Genomic DNA, 23,151 nt, shown 5'->3' with positions numbered 1-23,151 from the left:
CTTCTAAATTATATTAGATACAATAAACATATCAAGCAATGAAAACACATATAAAAAATATAAAGACGATTTTTTTACTAGGGATAGTCTTAATGGGGTTGTTGGCGTTTACCCCTGCCAATGAAGAGCATAAGTTAAGGGCAGATAAAGGATATGCCATTGGTGATGTAGTGGCTGATTTTAAATTAAAAAGCACCACAGGTAACTTGGTATCAATGGCGGATAATCGTGCTGTAAAGGGATATATTATTGTCTTTACTTGTAACCACTGCCCTTTTTCAAAGGCTTACGAAAGTAGAATAATGGCATTGGATAAAAAGTTTGCTTCGCAGGGGTATCCAGTATTGGCAATCAACCCGAACGACCCGAGTGCTTATGAAGAAGATTCTTTTGAAAATATGCAGACAGTAGCCAGAGCCAAAGGCTATACTTTTGCCTACCTTCAAGATGAAACACAGGCTACTTCAAAGGCTTTTGGTGTATCAAGAACTCCATCGGCTTATGTAGTTAAGAAAGAAGGAGACAAGTATATTTTGCAATACATCGGTGGCATTGATGATAATACGCAGGATGCTAATGCTGTAACAAAAAGATATGTGGATGATGCTGTAAGTAATCTTTTAGCAGGCAGACCAGTAGTTAATAATTTTACTAAGTCGGTGGGTTGTGCAGTTAAATGGAAAGGCGTTTAAAACTAGTCTAAAAAATCAGCTTTATATTTTAACAAGAAGAGGTTGCCAATTTTGGCAACCTCTTCTTGTTTGTAAATCGTATTAAAAAAGGCTTATTTACCTGCTGTAATATCTACTATGGCAAATAATGGTTTTCCTTTGGCATCAGCATTTTTAAATACTAGGAACAAATTGTGTGCACCAACAACAGGTGTTTTCAATGAAATACTTACGGGTGTGTTAGCATTTTTAGTTACCTCAGCAGTACCTAATAATTGTCCCGTTGGCGAATCGATGTGCAATTCTATTGAACCGCCCGCTGTACGGTCGTCAGCAGCAAAAGCACCTAGCTTAAATTGAGCGATACCCGTTAAGTCTATGTTGTTGAATGAAATATATGAATTGTCAGACATCGCAATGACTGCTTCTCCTAGCCCTTCAAGGGTATATTTCATTGTTTCTTTTTGCGTATCAAACGAATTCGCTTTAAACTTCGCACTTCTCAACGTAAGGGCTGTTGCACCTGTCAAAGAACCTAAGTTACTAGCACCTTTGTCAGTATAGCTTGCCGAGAAAATATAAGTACCAGCTTTGCCATTGTCTTTGGTGACATATTCACCTTTAACTGGTTGACTTGCTTTTTTGTCATCAGACAACGAGAGAATGTATTTCACCATTTCCTTTGTGTCGTCTTTCGTTAATTGTGGGTGAGCCGCCATTACTTGTTCGCCCCAAACACCACCACCACCTTTGATTACTTTTTCTACCAATTCACTAAAAGCTCTACTTTTTCCTTTGTATTTTTTAGCAACTTCTTTGTAGCTTGGTCCAATAGACTTTTTATCAAGTGAATGACAAGATTTACAATCAGATAAGTCTATTAAACGTCTACCTGTTGAAACGCTTAAATTGGCTTGATGTCCTTGTGCAATAACGGTTTTATCAAAACCTTCAAGATAGTCTATATTTACCTGTACTTCGTCTTCTTTGATTTTTTTATTAGCCAACGAGCCATCTTCTTTATCAGATACCTTTACTTCATAAGCTATTTTTTCATCGTTCCAGTAGAATGTTTTATTGCCTTTTATGGCTAAGTCCACTTTCGGAACATCATTCCCTACTTTTATTTCTAAAGTAGTCGTCGAAACGTTTCCAGCAGGGTCAGTCACTTTCAGAACAGGCTTATAAACGCCTGCTTTTGTAAAAGTAAAGCTTGGGTTAGGCAAAGTGCTTTTGGCTGCTCCTTTGGTAAAAGTCCATTCGTATTTCAACACATCATTTTCATAGTCTAATGTACCAGCCGAAGAGAAATTTACTTTCAATGGCAATGCTCCTGCTTTTTTATCAGCATTTGCTACTACCACTGGGCTACGGTTGCCAGCATTGAAGGTAATGCGTGAAAGACGAGCATCATCGTTTTGAGCAAACCAGTTTTGTCCATATTCCAACAAATACAACGAACCATCTTTAGCAAACTGCATATCCATTGGGTGGCTAAACTTCGTGTTTGGCATAAAGCGTTCCATCGAAATAAAATCTCCGTTTGGTTTCATGCTTACCAAGTTAATCCAGTCACGCATCCAGTCATAGGCAAAGAATTTTCCATCTAAATACTTAGGGAATTTTACCTTTGAATCAGCCTTGAAGTCGTCATAATAATATACAGGCCCGCCCATTGCATTACGACCGCCCTTGCCAACGATTGCCCCAAATTCAGGAGAATCAGCGTAAGGATAATAAATAAATGCTTTTTGAGCAGCAGGTAATTCGCGTAAACCTGTATTGTGTGGAGAATCGTTAATAGGATGCTCAGCGTCAAATTTTGTCCAAGTACTATCCTTATAAAAGTCTCTTTGGTTATAAGCACGGTTGTCTGCCACAAAAAGAGGCCAGCCAAAATAACCAGCTTTACGAGCCTGATTTACTTCATCATGACCACGAGGACCATATTTCGGTGAATTTTCGCCAGCATCAGGGCCTACTTCACCCCAATACAAAAAGCCTGTTCTTTGATCAACTGATATTCTGTATGGGTTTCTGTTACCCATTACATATATTTCAGGACGCGTTTTAGCAGTACCCACTGGGAATAGATTTCCTTCTGGAATCGTATAAGAACCATCAGCACTAGGCTTAATTCTTAAAATTTTACCTCTTAAATCGTTGGTATTAGATGAAGTATAGCGAGCATCCCAACCAGAACGCCCAGGCTTATTGTCGATAGGTGCAAAACCTTGTGATGCAAAAGGGTTGGTATCATCACCCGTAGAAAGGAATAAGTTTCCTTTGCTATCCCACGCTACCGAACCACCTGTATGGCAACATTCTGTACGTTTTACAGGCACACGCAAAACAACTTTTTCAGTACTTAAATAAAGCGAATCCTTTACATCATCATACACATAACGAGATAAACGATTGGCGGTATCAGCACCAACCATCCCTACTGACGGAGCGTAGTACAAGTAAATCCATTTGTTTTTGTTGAAGTCAGGGTCAATATTTACGCCCATCAAGCCATATTCAAATTTTGAATACACGCTTAAATCTGCTACAACCTTAGTAGCATTTTTCTTTGGGTCATATACCTTTAGCAATCCTTTTCTTTCACCAAACAATACTTTACCGTTGTCTAATACGACCAATTCAGTTGGTTCGTCTAGTTTTTCATCCAATACAGTTTTTACGAAACGGTTTTCTTCAGGAGGTAAAGCACTTTTTACTTTAGCATAATCTAAAGCAGGGCCACTAGCCGCCCACTGTAAGCCACCAAGGATGTGTTTAAGTGGAATCTCTTCCGAGAATGTCTCGTTGGTATGTCCCCAGTTAGTATAAAAAGAACGACCACCATCAAATTCGTGATACCAGCCCATTGGGTGGAAATCGCCCATTTTGCCTTCTTTGAATGAGTTTTCATCAACAGTATATAAAACCTTTACATCTTTATTGAAATTTTTAAAGCTATAAAATTCATCTTTACGCTCCAACGTCTCAGGCATAAAGTTGGTTGAAATATGCGTACGGTCTTTAATGATAAATTTACCATTCTGCACATTCGAAACATTTTTGCCAGGGTGACCATTAAAATATCCACCTACCAACTTGCCATACCAAGGCCAGTCATACTCCGTATCCGAAGCTGCGTGAATACCCATAAAAGCACCCCCTGCTTGGATATAACGTTCAAAAGCAATTTGCTGAGGCTCAGTTAAAACATTTCCAGTAGTGCTATTAAAAACAACAACCGAGTACTTTTTAAGGTTAGCTTCATTGAAATTATCAGCGTTTTCGGTAGTGTCTACTTCAAAACCATTTTCAATCCCCATTTTTTGAATGGCTTTTGTACAAAACGGAATAGAAGAGTGACGAAATCCTGCTGTTTTGGAGAAAACAAGAATCTTTTTCCCTTTGAGGGGATTAGAACCTTGGGCAAAAAGAATTGTTGTACAAAAGCACAACAACAGTAATAATGCCTGAAATTTAAGTTTCATAAGTTATAATAAAATTAGGACTGGTTGAATGATATAAATAAAGCCTCCTCTTGTTAAAGAAATAGCGCTTTACTTAGAGTTTAGTAAATATTTGATAAAGATAAGTTTTTATGGGTATATTATTATCTTACCTTGTACGGTAAATATAGACAAGTATAGAACAGTTCGGTAAAAAAAACGATATAAATTATCAAGGGTTTCCTAAATAACTTATATCGTAATGATTAATTGCTTGAAAATTAAGCTATTACTTTTTCTTCTTCGTCAATGATTGGTATCTTAACAGCGCCTCTAAATAATAATAATCAGCATATACCAAAGGCACATCGATTTCTGATTTTAAGGGCTTTGCTCCTACACTATGTTTTAGAATGAAATGATTATTTTCACCTAAATTAGCTTTGTAGGCAGGACTAGCCAAGCTTGTAAGCATCTTTTCAGCAGCTTTAAAATAGTCTTTGCCTTTTTTGCCCTTATAAGTTGATAATTCTAACAAAGCCGACGCTGTAATAGCACCAGCCGACGCATCTCTTTCTTCATTAGGAATATTAGGTGCGTTAAAATCCCAGTAAGGAATTTTATCAGCAGGCAAATTCGGGTTGTTTAAATAGAAATTTGCTATCTTTTCAGCCATCGCTAAGTATTTCTTTTGCTTTGTTTCACGATACATCACTGTATAGCCATACATTGCCCAAGCTTGTCCCCTCGCCCATGCAGAAGCATCGGCATATCCTTGATGGGTAAATTTGCCCAAAGGTTGCCCTTTTTCATCATAACAAATTACGTGGTAGCTACTGCCATCTGGACGGAAATGATTTTTCAGTGTACTATCAGCATGTGAAAGACAAATATTATAAAATTCTTTGTTGCCAGAGGTTTTAGCTGCCCAAAACAAAAATTCCAGATTCATCATATTATCAATGATTACTGGATAAGTGTATTGACGAAATTTATTCCAAGACTTAATCACACCTACTTTAGGGTCGAAACGAGTGGCTAACGACTTCGCTCCTGTTAGCATAATATCTTTGTATTCAGCATTTTTTGTAAGGCGATAACCATTGCCAAAGGGACAATACAACATAAAGCCCAAATCGTGTGTGCCTGTATTGAATTGCTCTTTTTTAACAGCCATCGACCACTGATGAGCAGCGTCTTTCCAGAAAGGACTTTTGGTTTCTTCAAAAATATACCAAAGCGAACCACCAAAAAAGCCACTACACCACCATTCAGTAGGCATATCGCGTGGACTGCCATCTGCATTGGTCGACTGTGGCGTTTTGGTATAATCTGGATGTGCCTTTAGCATCCCTTCATATTGTTTGGCAGCAAATTCAAATTCTTTTTTTATATCAATCTTAGATTGTGCCGAAATTCCCAACACGCAAATGTTTAATAACAAACATAAAAAGATTTTTTTCATAGTTAAATGGATGGTTTGAGAATGTAAAAAGGGAAATTATTTTAGGTCTGAGATTTTAACAAAATCCATATCTGTAAAATCGAGGTTTTCGCCTGCCATTGCCCAGATAAAAGAATAATTGGAAGTACCCGCACCTGAATGGATAGACCAAGGTGGTGATAAAATAGCTTGATGATTGGCTACAAGCATATGGCGTGTTTCCTGTGGTTGTCCCATAAAGTGAAATACTCTATGTTCTGGGTTCAAATCAAAATATAAATAAGCTTCCATTCTTCTATCGTGTACGTGGGCTGGCATGGTGTTCCAAACGCTCCCTGTTTTCAACACAGTTAATCCCATTACTACTTGGCAACTTTGGATTCCATCTCTGTGAATATACTTGTAGATAGTTCGTTCGTTAGCAGTTTCTACAGTACCTAATGAAACGGGAGAAGCCTCTTCTTTTCCCATCTTTTGTGTAGGAAATTTTTGATGAGCAGGAGCAGATAATAAGAAAAACTGAGCAGGACTGCTAGCCTCATCGCTTTTGAAAATAACTTCCTTTACTCCTTTGCCAATATAAAGAGCATCCAATTTAGATAAATTAAAGCTTTCACCATCTACTTCAATCGTACCATTACCCCCAACATTGATGATACCAATTTCTCTTCTTTCTAAGAAATAATCAGATTTTAAATTATCATACGTCTGTAAAGTAAGAGTATCCGCCGTAGGCGTCGCACCTCCTACCATTACTCTATCATAATGAGTATATACAAAATGTATCTCATTGGTCTTAAAAATGCTTTCAATCAAGAAGTTTTCTCTTAATTGGTCTGTGGTAAAGGTCTTTGCCTCACGTTCACTAATTGCTTGGTAAATCTTCATAAAATAGACTTGATGTAAAGTTGAAAAAATAACTTATAGCAAAGAGTCGAGAGTTTTAAATTTATACTGCTAATTAGACATTATATTTTGAAGAGAAATAAAATAAAAAAGCCCAAAGGTTAAGTTGTTAAGGCTTATTCCTTTGGGCTTAACTGAAAAAAACGCTATGCTTACCAGTCTCTTCTACCATGGTGACCATGACCACGGCCAAAAATAGGAACAGTAACAACAATTACTGGACGAGACGGTGCTCTTCTAGCATAGCCATTGTTATAGCGGTTTTGATAACGATTGCGAATATCATAAGGATTACGTGGGTCTACTGGATAGTATCTGTTAGCCCAAACTCTTCTATTGTCACAAAAGTCAAAAGGGTCGGCATTACTACGAAAATCTACCTCATTCCAACGACTGTGGCGATATGGATCGTAAACAGGACGAGGGTCGAAAGGGTTACGAGGGTCATAGTTTGGATTACGGGTATCAAAAGGGTTTCTTCTGTCGAAGCTATAACTTCCATAACTACCGTCATTACATCTGGCATACACATCATAATTGTTGTTATTGCCATTGTTGCCGTAATTGTTGTTACGGTTGTTATCGTATCTATCATCATTTCTATCATCTCTATTATCCCGATTTCTATCAGGATAATTTTGTTGCTGTTGCTGGTAGTCTCTATCTCTGTTTTGAGCGTCCCTGTTTGAATAATTACGATCTTGAGCTTTTCCTGAATTTGCTAATCCAACTGTTAAAACTAGCAAGCTAAATAATTTGATATTCATGTTTTTTGACGGTTTATTGTGATTACACCAGTTTTAGTATTAGCACCGATACTTTTACCATTTTGATGATATATTAGTAAAACGCACTAGGGTGAATCGCTATTTTAGGGGGGCGTGTTAATGATATGTTAATGTTTTTTCTTCTTAAAAAACAAAAAACCGTGATACGAATAAATATCGCATCACGGCCTGATTTATATAATTAATATGCCAGATTTAGAAATTAAATAGCTTGTAAATAGATTTGAGGTTAGATAAGGACTAATTCAAAGAAATAAAACGATCTTGTGAACTAGGCTCAGGAGTTTTAGTGCCAATGTTTACTGTTTTAACAATTTTGCTTTCGCCATCAGTGATTTCGAAGCTGTATTTTCCGTCTTCCAATTCGCTCAAATCAAATTTGCCGTGGTATTTTTCATTAGTTTTTCTTACTCTTTCTTTGTGCAACACATCCCCTTTTTCATTTTTCAATGAAATATATAAATTCTTATTAGTCGTCTTCTCAATCAATACGTTCATTTTCATAGTGTTGATTGTTTGATACATTCCCACAGCAAATGGTTTTTTAGTACTTGCTGGCTCATTAGTGTTAGTAGCGCTTGCTACAAATGACATTACTGATAATACTGCGATTGCGAAAGATTTAACGAAAGTTTTCATTTTTTAAGTTGTTTAGATTTTAAATTAAATTTTATGATAAATAAAAGTTTAGAAATTACATTGTTGTTGTTTACTGTGTTACTTACTGAGATTTTTGTGCCATAATTTATAAGTGTCTGATTATTAATTGTTTGTAAAAGTTAATGAGATTTAGAGGTGTTCGTTTTTATTACAATAGTTGTTCGGTTTAGTATCTTTATTAATGTTTAGAGTATTTTTTGTTTAATTCCTTTTTGATGCATCAAAGTTATGGGTAAAAGCCAGTACCTTGCAATACAAAATACCATAATCGGTTGTTTTACTAGTTAAATGGTAAATCGTCTTGATATACAACTGATTTTTGGTTTAAGCGAATGCTTTAAAATTGATGAGTGTGTGAGATATAAAAAGCTATTGTTTTTCTGAATCTCAGACATAAGATGCAAGCTGTAATTATAATGTTGCATCTATTTTAAAAAATTATCATATTTTTTTATGGTATCATCAAGTCCCGCAACCATTCTTACAACTGAATGGGGTTTCTCGATAAAAGCATATTAATATTGTATAGGTCAATGATGATTGATTGAGAGTAAAAATATGTTTAAAGTTCGAAAAGATTTATTACTCAAAGCTTTATGCTATTGTAGGCGTCAGCATTTAGTGAAATTCCACTGTTTGAGCGATAGCGAGTTTGGAATTTCTTGACTTTCTTTTGTTACTTTTCTTGTGTCAAGACAAGAAAAGTAAGGACTTTCGAAAGGAAATATTGCTTTTTGGATATAAACAAAATATAATTTCTAAACATATTCTAAGACTAAATACTAAAACAGAAAAAATCAAAAAATGGCAGCAGAAGAAAAAAGTATCGGAAGAAAATTATTAAGTTTTTTTATTACTGAAGAAACTGCTACTCCAGCAAATACTAGCAGTCAGACACCTCCTCCTATTCCGAAGGTTGAAAAAACAGTAGAACCTGCAATAATACCCCAAGGGATGGACAAGGGCGTAGTCGATAAAAAGTTTATAGACCACTTTGTTCAGTTGCTCGAAAATTCAAATTTGAAAGGCCCTGATTATTTTGAATATATGCAAGCATTAAAAGGCTTAACAGGCCTCGGGCTTTCGGAAGAGAAACAATTTCAAGCCGCATGGGCAAGTTTCAAGGTAATGGGTGGTATTACGGATGTAGCAGTATTGACGGATACAGCCAAACAATATATCGGGATTTTGGATACTGACCGACAAGCATTCTTAAAGGATGTAGAGAACGCAGTTAGTCAAAAAGTAGGAGGTTTGAAGAATGATTTGAAAAAAACTGAAGAAGAAAATGAAAATATAGCGAAGCAAATAATTGATTTACAGCATAAAATTGATGAAAACAAGATAAAAATCAATAAATTGACAGATGATATTTCAGAACAGAGTGGAAAAATTACGATTAATAAGAGTAATTATGAAACTACCTATCATACGTTTGTCGAACAAATAAAGGGTGATATCGCTAAGATTGTAGCCTACTTGAAATAAATTCATTCTAAATCAAAATATTAAATAATCTAAAATAATGGCAGATTTATCACAAATTGGAGGAACCCAACCTTCAAAATCGTTTTGGAGTAAACCCGAAGGTATTACTTCCTTATTCTTTTTGGCAGCACTTGGTGCTTTTGGGTTATACTATTTCAATATAGTAGTTGAATTCCTGATAAAAGTTACTTCCAATACGCTTTATCTAGGGGGATTATTAGCAGTTTTAGGTTTTTTTATCTTCCTAATTACCAGCAAAGACATTCGTACAGGGGTATTCTTTTTGTTTAAAACCTTGATGCGAAAAATAACAGGCTTAATTATTCAGCTTGACCCGATTGCCATCATGAAAATCTATATTTCAGATTTACGTGAAAAACGTGAGCAGATGTCTAAGCAAATAGATATTTTGGCTGGACAGTTAGTAAAGCTGAATAAGAAAATCGGTGAAAACAATGAGAACATCAAAACTAAATTTGCTGAAGCTAACAAAGCCAATAGCATGACCGACAAGCCCGGTATGAAAGAAGCTGCTTCCTTAGCAAGTTTAGAAGCGGCAGGATTACAGGAAATGAATGAGAAATTGTTGCCACTTCAACGTAATATGAAAACTATTTTAGGGTTCATGGAAAAAGTACAGTCGTCAGCAGATTATATCATCAAGGAAACAGAGATAAGAGTAAAACACAAAGAGGCGGAATACGAAATTGTAAAAGCCAGCTCTAATGCCTTGAAAACTGCGATTAGTATTTTCAAAGGTGATCCAGACAAGAAGTTTTACTTTGACGAGTCGATGGAATACATTCAAGACGACATGAGTAAGAAATTGGGTGAAATGAAGCGAGCAATGGATTACTCAATGGACTTTATTAATTCTGTGGATATTCAGAATGGCGTATTAACCGATAAAGGGCAGTCGATGTTGGATGCCTATAATAAAGGCGAGTTCAATTTGATTACGTTAGATGGCGCGCCAGAATCAGGTAAGAAAGAAATCAACCCTCCGAAAGACTCTTCTTATAAAGGTTTATTGGATTAACATTTTGATGTAAAAGCGTAACTCAAAGACTTTCTTTGGGTTACACTTTTCGTCTCTACACCTTTGATACACTTTATTTTCGTACCTTTGTAAATGTTTTCAGCAAAAGCTATTGATAGAAAGCTGACGACAGTTAACGTTTACAAATTATGATATTCGAAGATTTTCAACTCAATCGCCAACTATATAATGCCATCGAAGAAGCTGGCTATCAAGCACCTACGCCTATTCAAGAGCAAGCTATTCCATTAGTAATGGGGGGGCACGATGTACTAGGAATTGCCCAAACAGGTACAGGAAAAACAGCTGCTTATCTATTGCCCATCCTGATGAAGGTAAAGTATGCCCAAGGCACAATGATGCGTGTATTAATCCTTGCTCCTACCCGCGAATTAGTGATGCAAATAGATGAAGCCGTAAAACAATTGGCAAAATATACAGATATTCGTCATATTGCTTTATTTGGTGGATTAGGACCTAAGACACAAATAGAAGCATTACAAGCAGGTGTTGATATTGTGATTGCTACACCAGGTAGATTCATGGATTTATACCTGAAAGGCGAGATTGGCGTAAAAGAACTAAAAACATTGGTGCTAGATGAAGCTGACAAAATGATGGACATGGGCTTTATGCCGCAAATCCGTAAGATTTTGGAAGTAATCCCTTCTAAGAAGAGACAAAACCTATTGTTTTCGGCTACTTTTCCACCAAGAGTAGAAAACCTTTCACACGAATTTCTTGAATTTCCGCATAAAGTTGAAGTAAGCCCTCAGGCTACTACAGCAGATATGGTAAAGCAACGCTTGTTTGAAGTACCCAACTTCATGACTAAAATTAATCTTTTGGGTATGTTGATGCGTGACCACGAGACGTTTAACAGAACAATTATTTTTTGCAGGAGTAAAGAGATTGCTGATAATATTTTTAAATACTTAGGCAGAAAAGTAGTTGGAGAAAACAAAATTCGAGTTATTCATGCCAACAAGGGGCAAAATACCAGAATAAATTCGATGGAAGACTTCAAAGAAGGAAACATTCAGGTATTGGTAGCAACGGATGTGGCAGCCCGAGGAATTGATATTCAGATGGTAAGCCATGTAGTGAATTTTGATGTGCCTTTAATTTATGAAGATTACGTACACCGCATTGGTCGTACTGGCAGGGCTAATAATAAAGGCGAAGCAATTACATTCATGACAGAAGCGGAGGAGTATCATATTGGCAAGATTGAAAAAATTATCAAAATGCCGATACCTCGTGAACCACTACCTGCCGAGCTAGAAGTATTGCAAACACCATTTGTTGAAAAACAGATTATGTTGCGTGAAGTAGATGAGCAGAAAAAACGTGAAGACCCAGATTTCAAAGGAGCTTTCCACGAGAAAAAAGACCGTAAAGTAAAAGCCAAAGAAAAGGATGTAAAAAACAAAAAACTTCATATTTCGTCGGGTAAAGATGCTCGTAAAAAGACTTTCGGAAAAACGAAACGAGAAGACCCACGCAAAGGAAGAAGGTAATAAAAATGTTAGTTTCGGAATAAAATTAAACTAAATGATACCACCACCATCAAAAACGATTATAGCCCATACTGAGTTTGAAGAGAAAGTAAAAAACCTATTTAAGGTCTTTGAAAATGATAAAACGCTGTTTTTTACAGTAAGTTATTTGATTCTGACGGCTATCGGAATGATTTTTAGTGGTGCTTATTTCCTTGTATTTGATATTAATATTTTAGATTATTCTCAAATTAGTGATTTTATCCTAATTGCCTTCAAAGACCCCTTTTATTTGCTGTTTACCCTCATGACGGTCATTTTAACCGTTTTGATTTACTACCTAAATAAATGGTTGATAATTAAGTTCCCCAAATATTTTCTTAGACAAGAAGAAAAAATTTGGGCTAGATGGGTTAAACAAACGGGGAGTTATTATTTCTGGAGCTACATGCTAGTACTCTTATTATATATTCCCGAGTCGGCTTATATTTATGCACGCTATAAAAGCAAAGAAATAAAAGCAGGGAAAGGGCAAACAGTACAAGTATATTATAATTCAGGACCACAAACGATAAAAGATTCATTTCCAACATTGGTGGGAACCACTAGTAATTTTATTTTTTTGTATTATCCCAAAACCAAAACTACCGAAATTGTCCCTTTCAATAATGTCAGTAAAATTGTAATAATAGATTCTAGCCATGTTAGTAAAGCTAAAACAAGCACTCTTAAACCTCGCTAAACCTGAAAGGGCGATACAAACTGCTCGTTTCTTCAAAACAGGAAAAGGACAATATGGTGAAGGTGATGTTTTTATCGGTATTACCAACCCAGAAGTCCGTGCATTAGTAAAAGAGTTTTGGAAAACAATTAGTCTGGCCGATATACAGCTTTTACTAAATGATGATATCCATGAATTTAGGTTTACAGGACTGATGATACTGGTAGAACAATTCGAGAAGGCTAATGAAGAGAAAAGGGCTGAAATAGTTGATTTCTATTTGAATAATCTGCCTAAAATCAATAATTGGGATTTGGTAGATTGTTCGTGCTATAAAATATTAGGCGTGTATCTATTGGATAAAGACCGACAGGTATTATATGATTTAGCTGCGAGTAAGCATTTGTGGACTGAAAGAATAGCCGTAGTATCTACCATGGCTTTTATCAGAAAAGGGCAGTTTTTAGATTGTTTCCGACTTTCAGAACTTTTTCTCACACATCCACACGACTTGATGCACAAGGCCTGTGGATGGATGTTGCGTGAGATTGGTAAACGAGATGAGTTGGCTTTGGAAGAATTTTTGGAGGAAAACCTCACAAAAATGCCAAGAACCATGTTGCGTTATGCTATTGAAAGAATGGACGAAAATAAACGCTTGTCGTATTTGAAACGATAACTAGCCAATAGCCATCTTTACTAAATCGGCTGTATTTTTGGCTTTGGTTTTCTTCATCATATTAGCACGGTGATTGTCTACGGTACGAATACTTAAAAACAACTTATCGGCAATTTCTCGGCTATTATACCCTTGTACAATGTGTTCAAGGATTTGTTTTTCTTTCGGAGTAATTTTTTGGAATATTGGTCTGCTAGTATCTGGTTGATTGCCAGATGTTTTAGAAAGGAGTTCGTCGATAATGACCTCTGAAATTTCAGGTGGGAAATACTTTCTTCCTTCTGCTACCACATTAATGGCGCGCATTAGTTCGTCTTTGCCAGTATCTTTTAATAAATAACCACTTGCACCATTTTCAACCGAATTAATAATATATTCACGGTTGTTGTGCATTGAGAATATAAGGATTTTTACTTCGGGATATTCTTCCGAAATAATTTTTGCTGCTTCTATACCAGTCATTTTGGGCATTGTCAAATCCAGAATAACTACATTTGGCGACAAAGCTTTTATTTTCTCGATAGCATCTAGCCCATCAGACGCTTCTCCGATTACTTTCACACTTTCTTCGTCTTCCAATAGCATTTTCATGCCTTTCCTGACAACGTCGTGGTCATCTGCTAATAATACGGTAATTGGGTTCATAATTTTTAATTGATTATATACAGACAGTGATTTTTAAAGATAAAGTTTTAAAAATACTTAGTACCAAAATTTAAGTAATGCTTGAGAAGATGAATTTATTAATTTTTTTTAAGATATTCAACCTCTGCCTTACGCTACTCTTTCGGTATTTTTTTTCCGCTTGCTAATTAGTTTGTTGTTTACTCCAATAGGAATACTAACAATGATGTTTGTTCCTCTTCCTGTTTTTGATTGTATTTTGCACGAGCCATTCAACAATTCGGCTCTTGTTTGCATATTTTTTAAACCACTACCACCCAATGTTTTTCGGATAGCTGGCAAGTCGAAACCAATGCCATTGTCAGAAATAGTCAATCGAATAGAACCCTCATTCTCCGCTATTTCTACTTGTATTTTTTCCGACTTTGAATATTTTACTGCGTTATGAATCGCCTCTTGGGTGATTCTATAAAGACACACTTCCAAATTTTCTGGTAAGCGTTGTATTTTTTTCTCTCTAAATTCAATGCTAATCCCCGACATTTTGGCTACCTGTTCCGTTAAAATTCGGATAGCGGGCGTAACGCCAAAATCACTTAACACAGAGGGTGCTAAGTTGAAAGCAACTGTTCGGGTAGCTTCAATGGTTTCTTGAATTAATTTCTGTAATTCTTCAAACGATTTATCCTGCTTAGGATTAATGAATGAAAAGCTTTTTACTTTTTCACCATGCAATCTTAGCCCTGTCAGCATTTGACCGATGCCATCATGTAATTCGCGGGCTAATCTTTTACGTTCCATTTCCTGCCCTTCCATCAATGACGCCGAACGAACCTTCTCTTCTGCTAGTTGTAGTTTAAATTTCTCTTCAGTAGCCTGTACTAAAGCCTGTTGAGTTTGTAGAAGCCTTTCATTTGTTAGGCGTAATTCACTTTCAGAATCAGTCAGCTTTTTAATGACAATTCGAATATAATTGGCAATCGGACGAAAGATGATGATTCCTTCCAAAATAAGAATACTAAACAACACAAGGAATAAAAACAGCTCAATATTTTTGGTCAAATCAACCCTTGATCTTGATTCTAAATCGTACTGGAAAACGATTTTGTTCATCATTTTCAGAAAAAGCCTTTCGTTGACCAATACTTGGTTTAAAGCAGCTTGCATCGCTTCGTCCTGATTAGCCACAGGTCTATCGATATGCTCGCTGATTAATTGTGCATTCGTAAGGATGGTCTGAAAAATAGGGTCTACTTCTCTGAACATACTATCAATCACTGGGCTATTCCTTACTGTATACGCTTTGCCGTCTGTTGTTAAGTTTTTATTCTTTAATCCCTCGTGGCTTTGTTTCCATAAGGTAATAATTTCTTTAATATCTTGGGAATAATGCTCTGCATCAGCCTGAAAAATATCTGGACGACACAGCAAAATAGCCGTTTTAGAAAGCCGCTGGCTCAACATCCTTTGTCTCCCTGCAATATTCACTACATGGGAATCATCAATCAACGAATTCAGAAATACTTGAATAATAATTTGTCCAGACATAGAAAGCAACGCCACCATCGTGAGGGCAATCACATAGAGGCGAGTAAGTCTGTTGAAAATTTGACTATCAAGTGGCTTCATAACTTGAAATATACCAAACTTTCGGAAAAAATCATTTATAGTTTTCAAGTAATTTGTTGATTATGAGATTGTTGAAAATTTTTCTTTGAAAAATCATGTATTGCAATTTTACAAATTGACATTTTGCAAGTTTTTGCGAATATCAATTTGTAAAATCTTTGATACTATACTCCCACATACACTTGCCCATCTGCTATTTTCACTGGGTAAGTCTTAATCGTGTAGTCATCACCACTCAAACATTCCCCTGTTTGTAACGAGAACGTTTTTTTATGAAATGGACAAGCTACTTTCGGTTCATTATTAGCCCCTGTCGAGCCTATCATTCCTCTCGAAAGTGCCATTTGTTGGCGGTGTGGGCATTGGTTTTGGGTAGCATACCACTCGCCACGACGAGAGAAATTATAAATAGCTATTTGCTCGCCTTCTATCAGGGCGCAAGCTCCTCCGTTTTCTGGTATATCTTCAATATTGCACGCTACGTGCCAAGTTATTGTTTCTTCTGCTATCATTGTTATATGTATGATTGAGGTTTGAATGAGCTTAATAAGTTTGTTTGAACTTATCAGCTCATAAAACGTTAAACTTCATTTACTTCCACTCTGCTGCTTTGATTTGTTCACGCATTGGCTCAAACCTAGCATAAGGGTCTTTCATTTTTGGAGCATTCACAAAGTGTGTAAAACGCTTACGTAGCTCAGGACTGTTTACTACTTCTTTCCATTCGCATTTATAGGCATCTACCAAAAATTGCATTTCTTGTTCAAACTGGCTGTTCATACCTAGGGCATCATCAATCACCACTGATTTTAAATAATTAATGCCACCTTCCATTTTATCCAACCACGGAGCAGTTCGGGTAAGCGGTTCAGCCGTTTTGATATAAAACATCAAGAAACGGTCGATGTATTTTAAGCAAGTTTCCGAATCAATATCAGTAGCCAATAATTCAGCATGACGAGGTTTTACACCGCCATTTCCACACACATACAAATTCCAGCCCTTCTCAGTAGCGATAATCCCAAAGTCTTTCGATTGTGCTTCGGCACATTCACGCGTACAGCCCGAAACAGCCGATTTTAGCTTGTGTGGCGAACGCAAACCACGATAACGCTCTTCTACCTCAATCGAAAACGAAACAGCATCTTGTACGCCAAAACGACACCAAGTAGAACCCACGCAAGATTTTACAGTTCTCAACGATTTCCCATAGGCATGACCCGACTCGAAACCTGCATTCACTAGCTCTTCCCAGATGTCTGGTAAATCACTTACATGCGCACCGAATAAATCTATTCTTTGTCCGCCCGTAATTTTAGTATAAAGATTGTATTTTAATGCTACCTGTCCGATTACAATTAATTTCTCTGGCGTAATTTCTCCACCTGGAATTCTAGGTACTACCGAATACGTACCGTTTTTCTGGATATTGGCCAAGTAACGGTCGTTTGAATCTTGGACAGTAGCGTTACCTCTTTCCAAAATCATCTCATTCCATAAGCTGGCAATGATAGAAGCTACCGCAGGCTTGCAAACTTCGCAACCATCTCCCCTTCCCAAATTATCCAATACATCATTATAGGTTTTATAACCTTTTATTTTAACAAGGTCGAATAATTCCTGACGAGTATAATCAAAATGTTCACAAAGAATATTTCTAACAAAAACACCTTGCGACTTCATGGTTTCATTAATCAAGTCTTTCACCATTGGCACACAACCACCACAACCAGTACCAGCTTTGGTGCATTTCTTGATACCATCAAGGGTAGTTACTTTGTTTTCAATGATTTCATGGCAAATGTTTCCTTTCGTTACGGCTTCGCATGAACAAATCAAGGCTTCATCAGGCAAGGCCATCACACCCGAACCAGCACTTTCAGCGCCACCTCTTGAACCCAACATCAAATCTTCAGGGTCTGCAGGTAAAAGCACTTTATTTTTAGTGTTTTGCAATAACATATTATATTGCTCTGCATCGCCCACCAAAATACCTCCTAATAGATACTTGCCATCGTTTGAGATATTGATTCTCTTATAAACACCTTTGGCAGTATTTTCAAATACGATTGTTTGGGCATTAGGCTCTTGGATAAAAGCATCACCAAAACTTGCTACGTCGATACCAATTAATTTTAATTTGGTCGACATATCAAATGGCTTGAATTCTTTCTCTCCACCAATGATAGACGTTGCTACAACTTCGGCCATTTCGTAACCGGGTGCTACCAAACCATAAATCATGTGGTGTGCCAATGCACATTCGCCAATCGCAAAAATGTTTGGGTCAGAAGTTTGTAGTTTATCATTCACAATAATACCTCCGCGTGAACCTACTTCTAGTCCTGCTATTTTGGCAACTTCATCACGAGGCTTAATTCCTGCTGAAATCACCAACATATCTACTTCTAACTTAGAACCATCAGCAAAGGCCATTGCTTCAATGATACCATCGCCAACGATTTCCTGAGTATTTTTATTCAGATGAATCTGTAATCCTAATGATTCCAGTTTTGTTTGAAGGGTTTTAGAACCAGCTTCATCTATTTGCCTTGGCATTAGCCTTGGGGCGAATTCTATTACATGCGTTTCCTCTAAACCTAAATCTAATAAAGCCTTGGCGGCTTCTAGCCCCAATAAGCCACCACCAATTACTGCACCTTTTTTGGCAGTTTTGGCATGTGCTTGCATCAAATCCAAATCTTCAATGGTTCTATAAACGAATACGCCATCTTTTTCTACCCCCGGTATAGGTGGCACAAATGCCGCAGAACCAGTGGCTAATACCAAGTAATCGTAATTTACGACTATACCATGGTGCGACCGTACCGTTTTCTCATCTTTATCAATATCTACAACTGGGTCGGAAAGGTATAATGTTATACCATTTTCTGTGTACCAACTGCTTGGTGCCATTGTTAAATCATCAGCCGTTTTACCAGCGAAGTATTCAGACAAATGTACACGGTCGTAAGCGGGGCGAGACTCTTCGCCAAAAACGACCAAATCAAAACTTTTAGACACATCTTTTGAAATAAGTTTTTCGCAAAACTTATAACCGACCATGCCGTTCCCCACTACGACAATTTTCTTTTTCATAAATGATACAAGATTATGATTGATACTTTTAATGATTAATACTTATACAAAATGCTTTGATGTTTTCAGTTATTTAAAGGCTGACTAAGTATTTATTTTATATCACTCAAGAATGTTGGTGTATTTTACATAATTGAGTATTTATAACTATTTTTAGAAAAAATATGATTATGGATAATTGTACTTTAAATATAAACCTGTTTTTGATTAAAATGCGTAAAAATGCTTATTTCATGTTCAAATTTAAACCTATTTTTTATGATTTTGCAAGTTTTTTGAGAAAATTAATAATTTTTGAAACTTTTATTTTGATTATTAACAATTATATGCAATGTTTGTATCGAAATCACAACTAAGTATTTATAATCATAATTATTCAGGTATAAAATACTAAAATATGAATATTCCAAGATTAACTTTGATTGGTGCAGGCCCCGGAGACATAGAGCTTATTACCGTAAAGGGGATTCGTGCCATTAAATCGGCGGATGTAGTATTATATGATGCACTTGCCAATGAAGAATTATTGGAATTCGCTCATCCTAAAGCACTTCGTATTTATGTAGGAAAACGCTTAGGGAAATATGTTTATACACAGGAAGAGATTAATCAAAAAATAGTAAGCTTGGCCTTAGAGTACGGTCATGTAGTAAGATTAAAAGGTGGTGACCCGTATGTATTCGGAAGAGGTTTTGAAGAAGTAGAATATGCTCGGAATTTCAATATTGAATGTGAAGTAGTGTCGGGTGTGACTTCGGCCATTGCCGCACCAGCATCCATCGGGATTCCAGTAACCACAAGAGGTTTTTCAGAAAGTTTTTGGGTAATAACAGGAACAACAAAATCTGGAGAATTATCAAAAGATATAGCATTAGCAACAAAATCAAGTGCGACAGTAGTGATTTTAATGGGAATGAGTAAGCTGAATCAAATCTGTGAGCTATTCCAGTTGAATGGTAAAGGCGAAACGCCCATAGCGATTATCCAGAATGGGACGCGTGAAAATGTAAATTATGCTATCGGCACAGTATCTACTATTATTCCAATTGTTAAAGAACAGCAAATATCAAATCCTGCTGTGATTGTAATCGGTGAAGTGGTGAGTTTGCACCCTTCATTCATCGAAAAGTTTAGTGATCATTTAGTTATTAAATAAATTAAATTTTTTCTTCCCTTCAGCATCCGTTGAAAAAAGTCTATCGTGGGGGCGATAGATTTTACAAATCGGAGAAATTTTTAAGAAGATAATTTCTCTGCTTTAAAAAAAGGTTATGAAAAATATCAGTACAAACAAACCGCTTGATGCGTTGAATGTATTTTCTTTCAAAGGCATTCAAATGCAAACTTTTCACATTACTTGGCTTACTTTCTTTTTCTGTTTCTTTGGTTGGTTTGGTATCGCACCCTTAATGAAAATCGTAAAAGACGATTTAGGGTTAACCAAAGGTCAAATCGGGAACATCATTATTGCTTCAGTTTCTGCCACTATTTTTGCACGTTTAATTATCGGCCGCTTATGCGACACCTTAGGACCAAGACTTACTTATACATGGTTGTTAGCCATAGGCTCTATACCAGTAATGACCATCGGCTTGGCAAATAGCTATGAATCATTTTTATTATTTAGGTTAGCCATTAGTGTCATTGGAGCATCATTCGTCATTACGCAATATCATACCTCTGCTATGTTTGCTCCAAGTATCAAAGGAACGGCGAACGCTGTAGCTGGAGGTTGGGGCAACCTTGGTGGAGGAGTAACTAACATGGTAATGCCATTAGTGTTTGCGGCTTTCGTTGGAGCGGGTTATGCTAACCACAATGCTTGGAGATTCGCCATGATTATTCCAGGAGTGATTTTGCTAATCATGTCTTTTGTGTACTATAAATTTACTCAGGATACACCTACAGGCAACTATGCTAATATTGAAAGAGAAGCCGTTCAGAAAGGTTCTTTCGCATCAGCAGCATCAGATTATCGTACTTGGATTTTGTTTTTAGCATACGGTGCTTGTTTTGGTATCGAAATTACATTTGATAACGTAGCAGCACTTTATTTTACAGAAAACTTCTCGTGCGATTTAAAAACAGCAGGACTTTTAGCAGGAGCATTCGGATTTATGAATCTTTTCGCCAGAGCCATTGGTGGAATTGTAGCTGATAAAGTAGGGAAAGTATACGGCATGAAAGGCAAGGGTTGGTTATTAGCAGGCTTATTAGTGATGGAAGGTTTAGGAATTATGCTTTTTGCTCAGACAGGCTCAATAGGTTTTGCAGTAATAGCGATGTTAGGTTTTGCCATGTTTTTGAAAATGGCTAACGGAGCAACTTATGCTATTGTACCTTTTATAGATTCAAAAAATGTAGGTTCTGTAGCAGGAATCGTGGGTGCAGGTGGAAATTTAGGCGGTGTATTAGCAGGGTTTTTATTCAAATCAGAGACCATTACGTATGCAGAAGCATTCATTTATATTGGCATAAGTGTAGCTGTGATTGGGGGATTAACAGCACTTATTAAATTCGAGAAAAAGACTTTACCAGTAACAGAACAAAAGTTAGAAATAGCTTAACCTCTTTAGACTAATGTTGCAAGCAGTACGTGCTTGCAAACTATCGCTCAAGATTTTTGAGGAAACGTTTTTTGAAATATTGTATTAATTAACCATTCTAAAATGAGTACAATTTTGGGTCGATGGTGGGGGCTATCGACTTAAAATTAAAGAAAAACCCGAATGAGATGGGGGTCTCGATTCGGGCGAAATTGCGTAAACTCTGTTAAAATTTTTCACAATCAATCACAAAAGTATGAAAAAATCTTACATTTCTAAGCTTGCATTAGTCTTAATTTTGGGTGTTTATACCCAATTTGTCGCAAAAGCACAATTCACTTTGCAAGGGCAAATGAGAACACGTACAGAAGTACGTAATGGATTGGGAAATTTAGTAGCGAATGATTCAAAATCGGCCGCTTTTACTTCTCAAAGAACAAGATTAAACTTTGGTTATAAATGGGATAGAGTAACGTTTGGTGCTGCTATTCAGGATGTGCGTGTTTGGGGGCAAGATGCTTCTTCTATCTCTAATGGAGATGGTTTGAAATTAATGCTTCATGAAGGTTGGGCAGAAGTAACTTTAGCTAACAAAGCCGATACAACCATTAAATTTAAATTAGTTGATTTATTAAGCATCAAAATTGGTCGCCAAGAATTGATTTATGATGATGTTCGTTTAATTGGTAACCTTGATTGGTTACAACAAGGTCGTAGACACGACATGGTATTGTTGAAAGGAGTACATCATGGCTGGCAATTTGATATTGGTCTTGCTTACAATCAAAACTCTGATGCTTTTGGTGTAACTGGAACAGGCTATGTACCAGCTAATCTAAGTGCTACGACAAGAACATCGACAGGGGTTTTAGTACCAACACCAGCGGGAATAATTCCTTTGACAGTAGGTGGCGGAATCGGAGCAAATTCAGTAAAAACAGGTGGTGCTTTGGCATGGGTAAACCCTCCATCAACCAATGGAGCTTCGCAAGACTATCAGTCTTTCAAAAGTGTTTACATCAGTCGTAAGTTTAACCAAACGAAGTTTTCAGGTTTATTCTTTCAAGACGATTTCAGTGCTTATCGCTTAGATTCTGTAGGGAGTGCCTCAACAGGATATGTGTATGGTAGAAGGTTTGTTTCGTCAGGTGCTAGCGATGTATTCGATTATAGCCAGTCACGCAGCCGTACAACTTATGGTTTGATGATTAATCATACCATTGGTAATGCTTCTGGTTTCGGAAAAATCGCTTTACAAGGAGCCTACTACGGACAAACAGGTAAAGACCGCGAAGGAAATGACATGGATGCTTATCACTATACGTTGGCAGCCACTTATCAAAAAAGTAGATGGGCCTTTACGTTAGGATATGATGTGCTTTCGGGCAATGATGGATCAAGTGCGACAAATAACTATAAAGGCTCGTCAGGAAAAAATAATCGTTTCGACCCATTATACGGAACACCACACAAACACTGGGGATACATGGATTACTTTTATGTAGGTACTAATTCGCCTGCTGGAGGTTTGAATAATGGATATTTTAAAGCAAAATACACGACGAATGTTTTAACATTAGGAGCGGATTTTCACACATTTGCTCTAAACAAAGCAACGACAAAGGCCGATGGGACATTGGTAGGGACAGATTTAGGTAACGAAATAGATTTCACATTGAATTACAATATGAACAAGTTTACTAATCTTGAATTAGGCTATTCTGTGATGATGGCAACCGCCAATATGCCATTTGCTAAAGGACAAGCTACTACCGATGTTGCAGCAGCCAGTTTTAACAAAACTGGAACATGGTTTTATGCCATGATTAATATCCGTCCAGATTTCTTTTATACTAAACCAGTAGCGATAAAATAATTAGTGGTTTAGTTAGTGATTGAGTGAATTAGT

The 23,151-nt window shown here is 36.7% G+C and carries 18 protein-coding genes; 9 read left to right on the top strand and 9 right to left on the bottom strand.

The window, feature by feature from the left end; genetic code table 11:
- The first annotated feature begins 38 nt into the window (after nt 1-38).
- Nucleotides 39-692: a thioredoxin family protein gene (locus tag AC07N0_RS05145; protein WP_494588353.1), complete on the top strand. Its 654-nt coding sequence runs from the start codon at nt 39-41 to the stop codon at nt 690-692.
- Between the two features lie 92 nt (nt 693-784).
- Here the strand turns inward: AC07N0_RS05145 and AC07N0_RS05140 are convergent, their stop codons facing one another.
- The 5 genes from AC07N0_RS05140 to AC07N0_RS05120 all read right to left on the bottom strand — a co-directional run bounded on the left by AC07N0_RS05140 (nt 785) and on the right by AC07N0_RS05120 (nt 7,897).
- On the bottom strand, nt 785-4,162 hold the full coding sequence (locus AC07N0_RS05140; RefSeq protein ID WP_494588352.1) for a ThuA domain-containing protein: 3,378 nt from the start codon (nt 4,160-4,162) through the stop codon (nt 785-787).
- A 247-nt stretch (nt 4,163-4,409) separates the two neighbouring features.
- Nucleotides 4,410-5,585 (bottom strand): glycoside hydrolase family 88 protein, encoded by a 1,176-nt coding sequence (locus tag AC07N0_RS05135; protein ID WP_494588351.1) that lies wholly within the window; start codon nt 5,583-5,585, stop codon nt 4,410-4,412.
- A gap of 36 nt (nt 5,586-5,621) precedes the next feature.
- Nucleotides 5,622-6,452, bottom strand: a complete 831-nt coding sequence (gene kduI, locus AC07N0_RS05130) for a 5-dehydro-4-deoxy-D-glucuronate isomerase (RefSeq protein WP_494588350.1) — start codon at nt 6,450-6,452, stop codon at nt 5,622-5,624.
- 170 nt (nt 6,453-6,622) lie between these two features.
- The gene (locus tag AC07N0_RS05125) at nt 6,623-7,237 is read right to left on the bottom strand and encodes a hypothetical protein (protein WP_494588349.1); all 615 of its coding nucleotides are present in this window, start codon (nt 7,235-7,237) and stop codon (nt 6,623-6,625) included.
- Between the two features lie 261 nt (nt 7,238-7,498).
- A complete protein-coding gene (locus AC07N0_RS05120; RefSeq protein WP_494588348.1) occupies nt 7,499-7,897 on the bottom strand; it encodes a T9SS type A sorting domain-containing protein in 399 nt (132 codons plus the stop codon).
- Between the two features lie 825 nt (nt 7,898-8,722).
- Here AC07N0_RS05120 and AC07N0_RS05115 point away from each other — a divergent pair.
- From AC07N0_RS05115 to AC07N0_RS05095, 5 genes are all read left to right on the top strand, one after another.
- Nucleotides 8,723-9,406: a hypothetical protein gene (locus AC07N0_RS05115; RefSeq protein ID WP_494588347.1), complete on the top strand. Its 684-nt coding sequence runs from the start codon at nt 8,723-8,725 to the stop codon at nt 9,404-9,406.
- 37 nt (nt 9,407-9,443) lie between these two features.
- Nucleotides 9,444-10,445, top strand: coding sequence for a hypothetical protein (locus tag AC07N0_RS05110; protein ID WP_492801132.1), 1,002 nt, complete (start codon nt 9,444-9,446; stop codon nt 10,443-10,445).
- Between the two features lie 149 nt (nt 10,446-10,594).
- Nucleotides 10,595-11,965: a DEAD/DEAH box helicase gene (locus AC07N0_RS05105; protein WP_494588346.1), complete on the top strand. Its 1,371-nt coding sequence runs from the start codon at nt 10,595-10,597 to the stop codon at nt 11,963-11,965.
- Between the two features lie 34 nt (nt 11,966-11,999).
- Nucleotides 12,000-12,686 carry a hypothetical protein gene (locus tag AC07N0_RS05100; RefSeq protein WP_494588345.1) on the top strand — a complete coding sequence of 229 codons (687 nt, stop codon included), beginning with the start codon at nt 12,000-12,002 and terminating at the stop codon, nt 12,684-12,686.
- Entirely contained in the window at nt 12,646-13,344 is a 699-nt protein-coding gene (locus tag AC07N0_RS05095; RefSeq protein ID WP_494588344.1) for a DNA alkylation repair protein, read from the top strand. Before AC07N0_RS05100 ends, AC07N0_RS05095 begins: the two co-directional genes overlap by 41 nt.
- Here AC07N0_RS05095 and AC07N0_RS05090 read toward each other — a convergent pair whose 3' ends face one another.
- The 4 genes from AC07N0_RS05090 to nirB form a co-directional block, all read right to left on the bottom strand.
- Nucleotides 13,345-13,989, bottom strand: coding sequence for a response regulator (locus AC07N0_RS05090; RefSeq protein ID WP_309923678.1), 645 nt, complete (start codon nt 13,987-13,989; stop codon nt 13,345-13,347).
- Nucleotides 13,990-14,118: 129 nt separating this feature from the next.
- Entirely contained in the window at nt 14,119-15,597 is a 1,479-nt protein-coding gene (locus AC07N0_RS05085; RefSeq protein ID WP_494588343.1) for an ATP-binding protein, read from the bottom strand.
- Between the two features lie 164 nt (nt 15,598-15,761).
- The gene (nirD, locus tag AC07N0_RS05080) at nt 15,762-16,109 is read right to left on the bottom strand and encodes a nitrite reductase small subunit NirD (RefSeq protein ID WP_323249747.1); all 348 of its coding nucleotides are present in this window, start codon (nt 16,107-16,109) and stop codon (nt 15,762-15,764) included.
- Between the two features lie 79 nt (nt 16,110-16,188).
- Nucleotides 16,189-18,696 carry a nitrite reductase large subunit NirB gene (gene nirB, locus AC07N0_RS05075; RefSeq protein WP_494588342.1) on the bottom strand — a complete coding sequence of 836 codons (2,508 nt, stop codon included), beginning with the start codon at nt 18,694-18,696 and terminating at the stop codon, nt 16,189-16,191.
- Between the two features lie 397 nt (nt 18,697-19,093).
- Between nirB and cobA the strand changes: the two genes are divergently transcribed.
- The 3 genes from cobA to AC07N0_RS05060 all read left to right on the top strand — a co-directional run bounded on the left by cobA (nt 19,094) and on the right by AC07N0_RS05060 (nt 23,118).
- Nucleotides 19,094-19,852, top strand: a complete 759-nt coding sequence (cobA, locus tag AC07N0_RS05070; RefSeq protein WP_492801125.1) for a uroporphyrinogen-III C-methyltransferase — start codon at nt 19,094-19,096, stop codon at nt 19,850-19,852.
- 115 nt (nt 19,853-19,967) lie between these two features.
- The gene (locus AC07N0_RS05065; RefSeq protein ID WP_492801124.1) at nt 19,968-21,263 is read left to right on the top strand and encodes an MFS transporter; all 1,296 of its coding nucleotides are present in this window, start codon (nt 19,968-19,970) and stop codon (nt 21,261-21,263) included.
- A 235-nt stretch (nt 21,264-21,498) separates the two neighbouring features.
- Nucleotides 21,499-23,118 (top strand): alginate export family protein, encoded by a 1,620-nt coding sequence (locus AC07N0_RS05060; protein ID WP_494588341.1) that lies wholly within the window; start codon nt 21,499-21,501, stop codon nt 23,116-23,118.
- Nucleotides 23,119-23,151 lie beyond the last annotated feature (33 nt).

The sequence above is a fragment of the Arcicella sp. GW821-FHT09D11 genome (assembly GCF_059416265.1).
The sequence above is the reverse complement of the archived record's forward strand: the minus strand, read 5'-3'. Positions and strand labels throughout refer to the sequence as shown.

Coding starts and splice junctions, on each gene's coding strand:
- AC07N0_RS05145 (WP_494588353.1), top strand. CDS start 39: ATGAAAACACATATAAAAAATATAAAGACGATTTTTTTACTAGGGATA.
- AC07N0_RS05140 (WP_494588352.1), bottom strand. CDS start 4,162: ATGAAACTTAAATTTCAGGCATTATTACTGTTGTTGTGCTTTTGTACA.
- AC07N0_RS05135 (WP_494588351.1), bottom strand. CDS start 5,585: ATGAAAAAAATCTTTTTATGTTTGTTATTAAACATTTGCGTGTTGGGA.
- kduI (WP_494588350.1), bottom strand. CDS start 6,452: ATGAAGATTTACCAAGCAATTAGTGAACGTGAGGCAAAGACCTTTACC.
- AC07N0_RS05125 (WP_494588349.1), bottom strand. CDS start 7,237: ATGAATATCAAATTATTTAGCTTGCTAGTTTTAACAGTTGGATTAGCA.
- AC07N0_RS05120 (WP_494588348.1), bottom strand. CDS start 7,897: ATGAAAACTTTCGTTAAATCTTTCGCAATCGCAGTATTATCAGTAATG.
- AC07N0_RS05115 (WP_494588347.1), top strand. CDS start 8,723: ATGGCAGCAGAAGAAAAAAGTATCGGAAGAAAATTATTAAGTTTTTTT.
- AC07N0_RS05110 (WP_492801132.1), top strand. CDS start 9,444: ATGGCAGATTTATCACAAATTGGAGGAACCCAACCTTCAAAATCGTTT.
- AC07N0_RS05105 (WP_494588346.1), top strand. CDS start 10,595: ATGATATTCGAAGATTTTCAACTCAATCGCCAACTATATAATGCCATC.
- AC07N0_RS05100 (WP_494588345.1), top strand. CDS start 12,000: ATGATACCACCACCATCAAAAACGATTATAGCCCATACTGAGTTTGAA.
- AC07N0_RS05095 (WP_494588344.1), top strand. CDS start 12,646: ATGTTAGTAAAGCTAAAACAAGCACTCTTAAACCTCGCTAAACCTGAA.
- AC07N0_RS05090 (WP_309923678.1), bottom strand. CDS start 13,989: ATGAACCCAATTACCGTATTATTAGCAGATGACCACGACGTTGTCAGG.
- AC07N0_RS05085 (WP_494588343.1), bottom strand. CDS start 15,597: ATGAAGCCACTTGATAGTCAAATTTTCAACAGACTTACTCGCCTCTAT.
- nirD (WP_323249747.1), bottom strand. CDS start 16,109: ATGATAGCAGAAGAAACAATAACTTGGCACGTAGCGTGCAATATTGAA.
- nirB (WP_494588342.1), bottom strand. CDS start 18,696: ATGAAAAAGAAAATTGTCGTAGTGGGGAACGGCATGGTCGGTTATAAG.
- cobA (WP_492801125.1), top strand. CDS start 19,094: ATGAATATTCCAAGATTAACTTTGATTGGTGCAGGCCCCGGAGACATA.
- AC07N0_RS05065 (WP_492801124.1), top strand. CDS start 19,968: ATGAAAAATATCAGTACAAACAAACCGCTTGATGCGTTGAATGTATTT.
- AC07N0_RS05060 (WP_494588341.1), top strand. CDS start 21,499: ATGAAAAAATCTTACATTTCTAAGCTTGCATTAGTCTTAATTTTGGGT.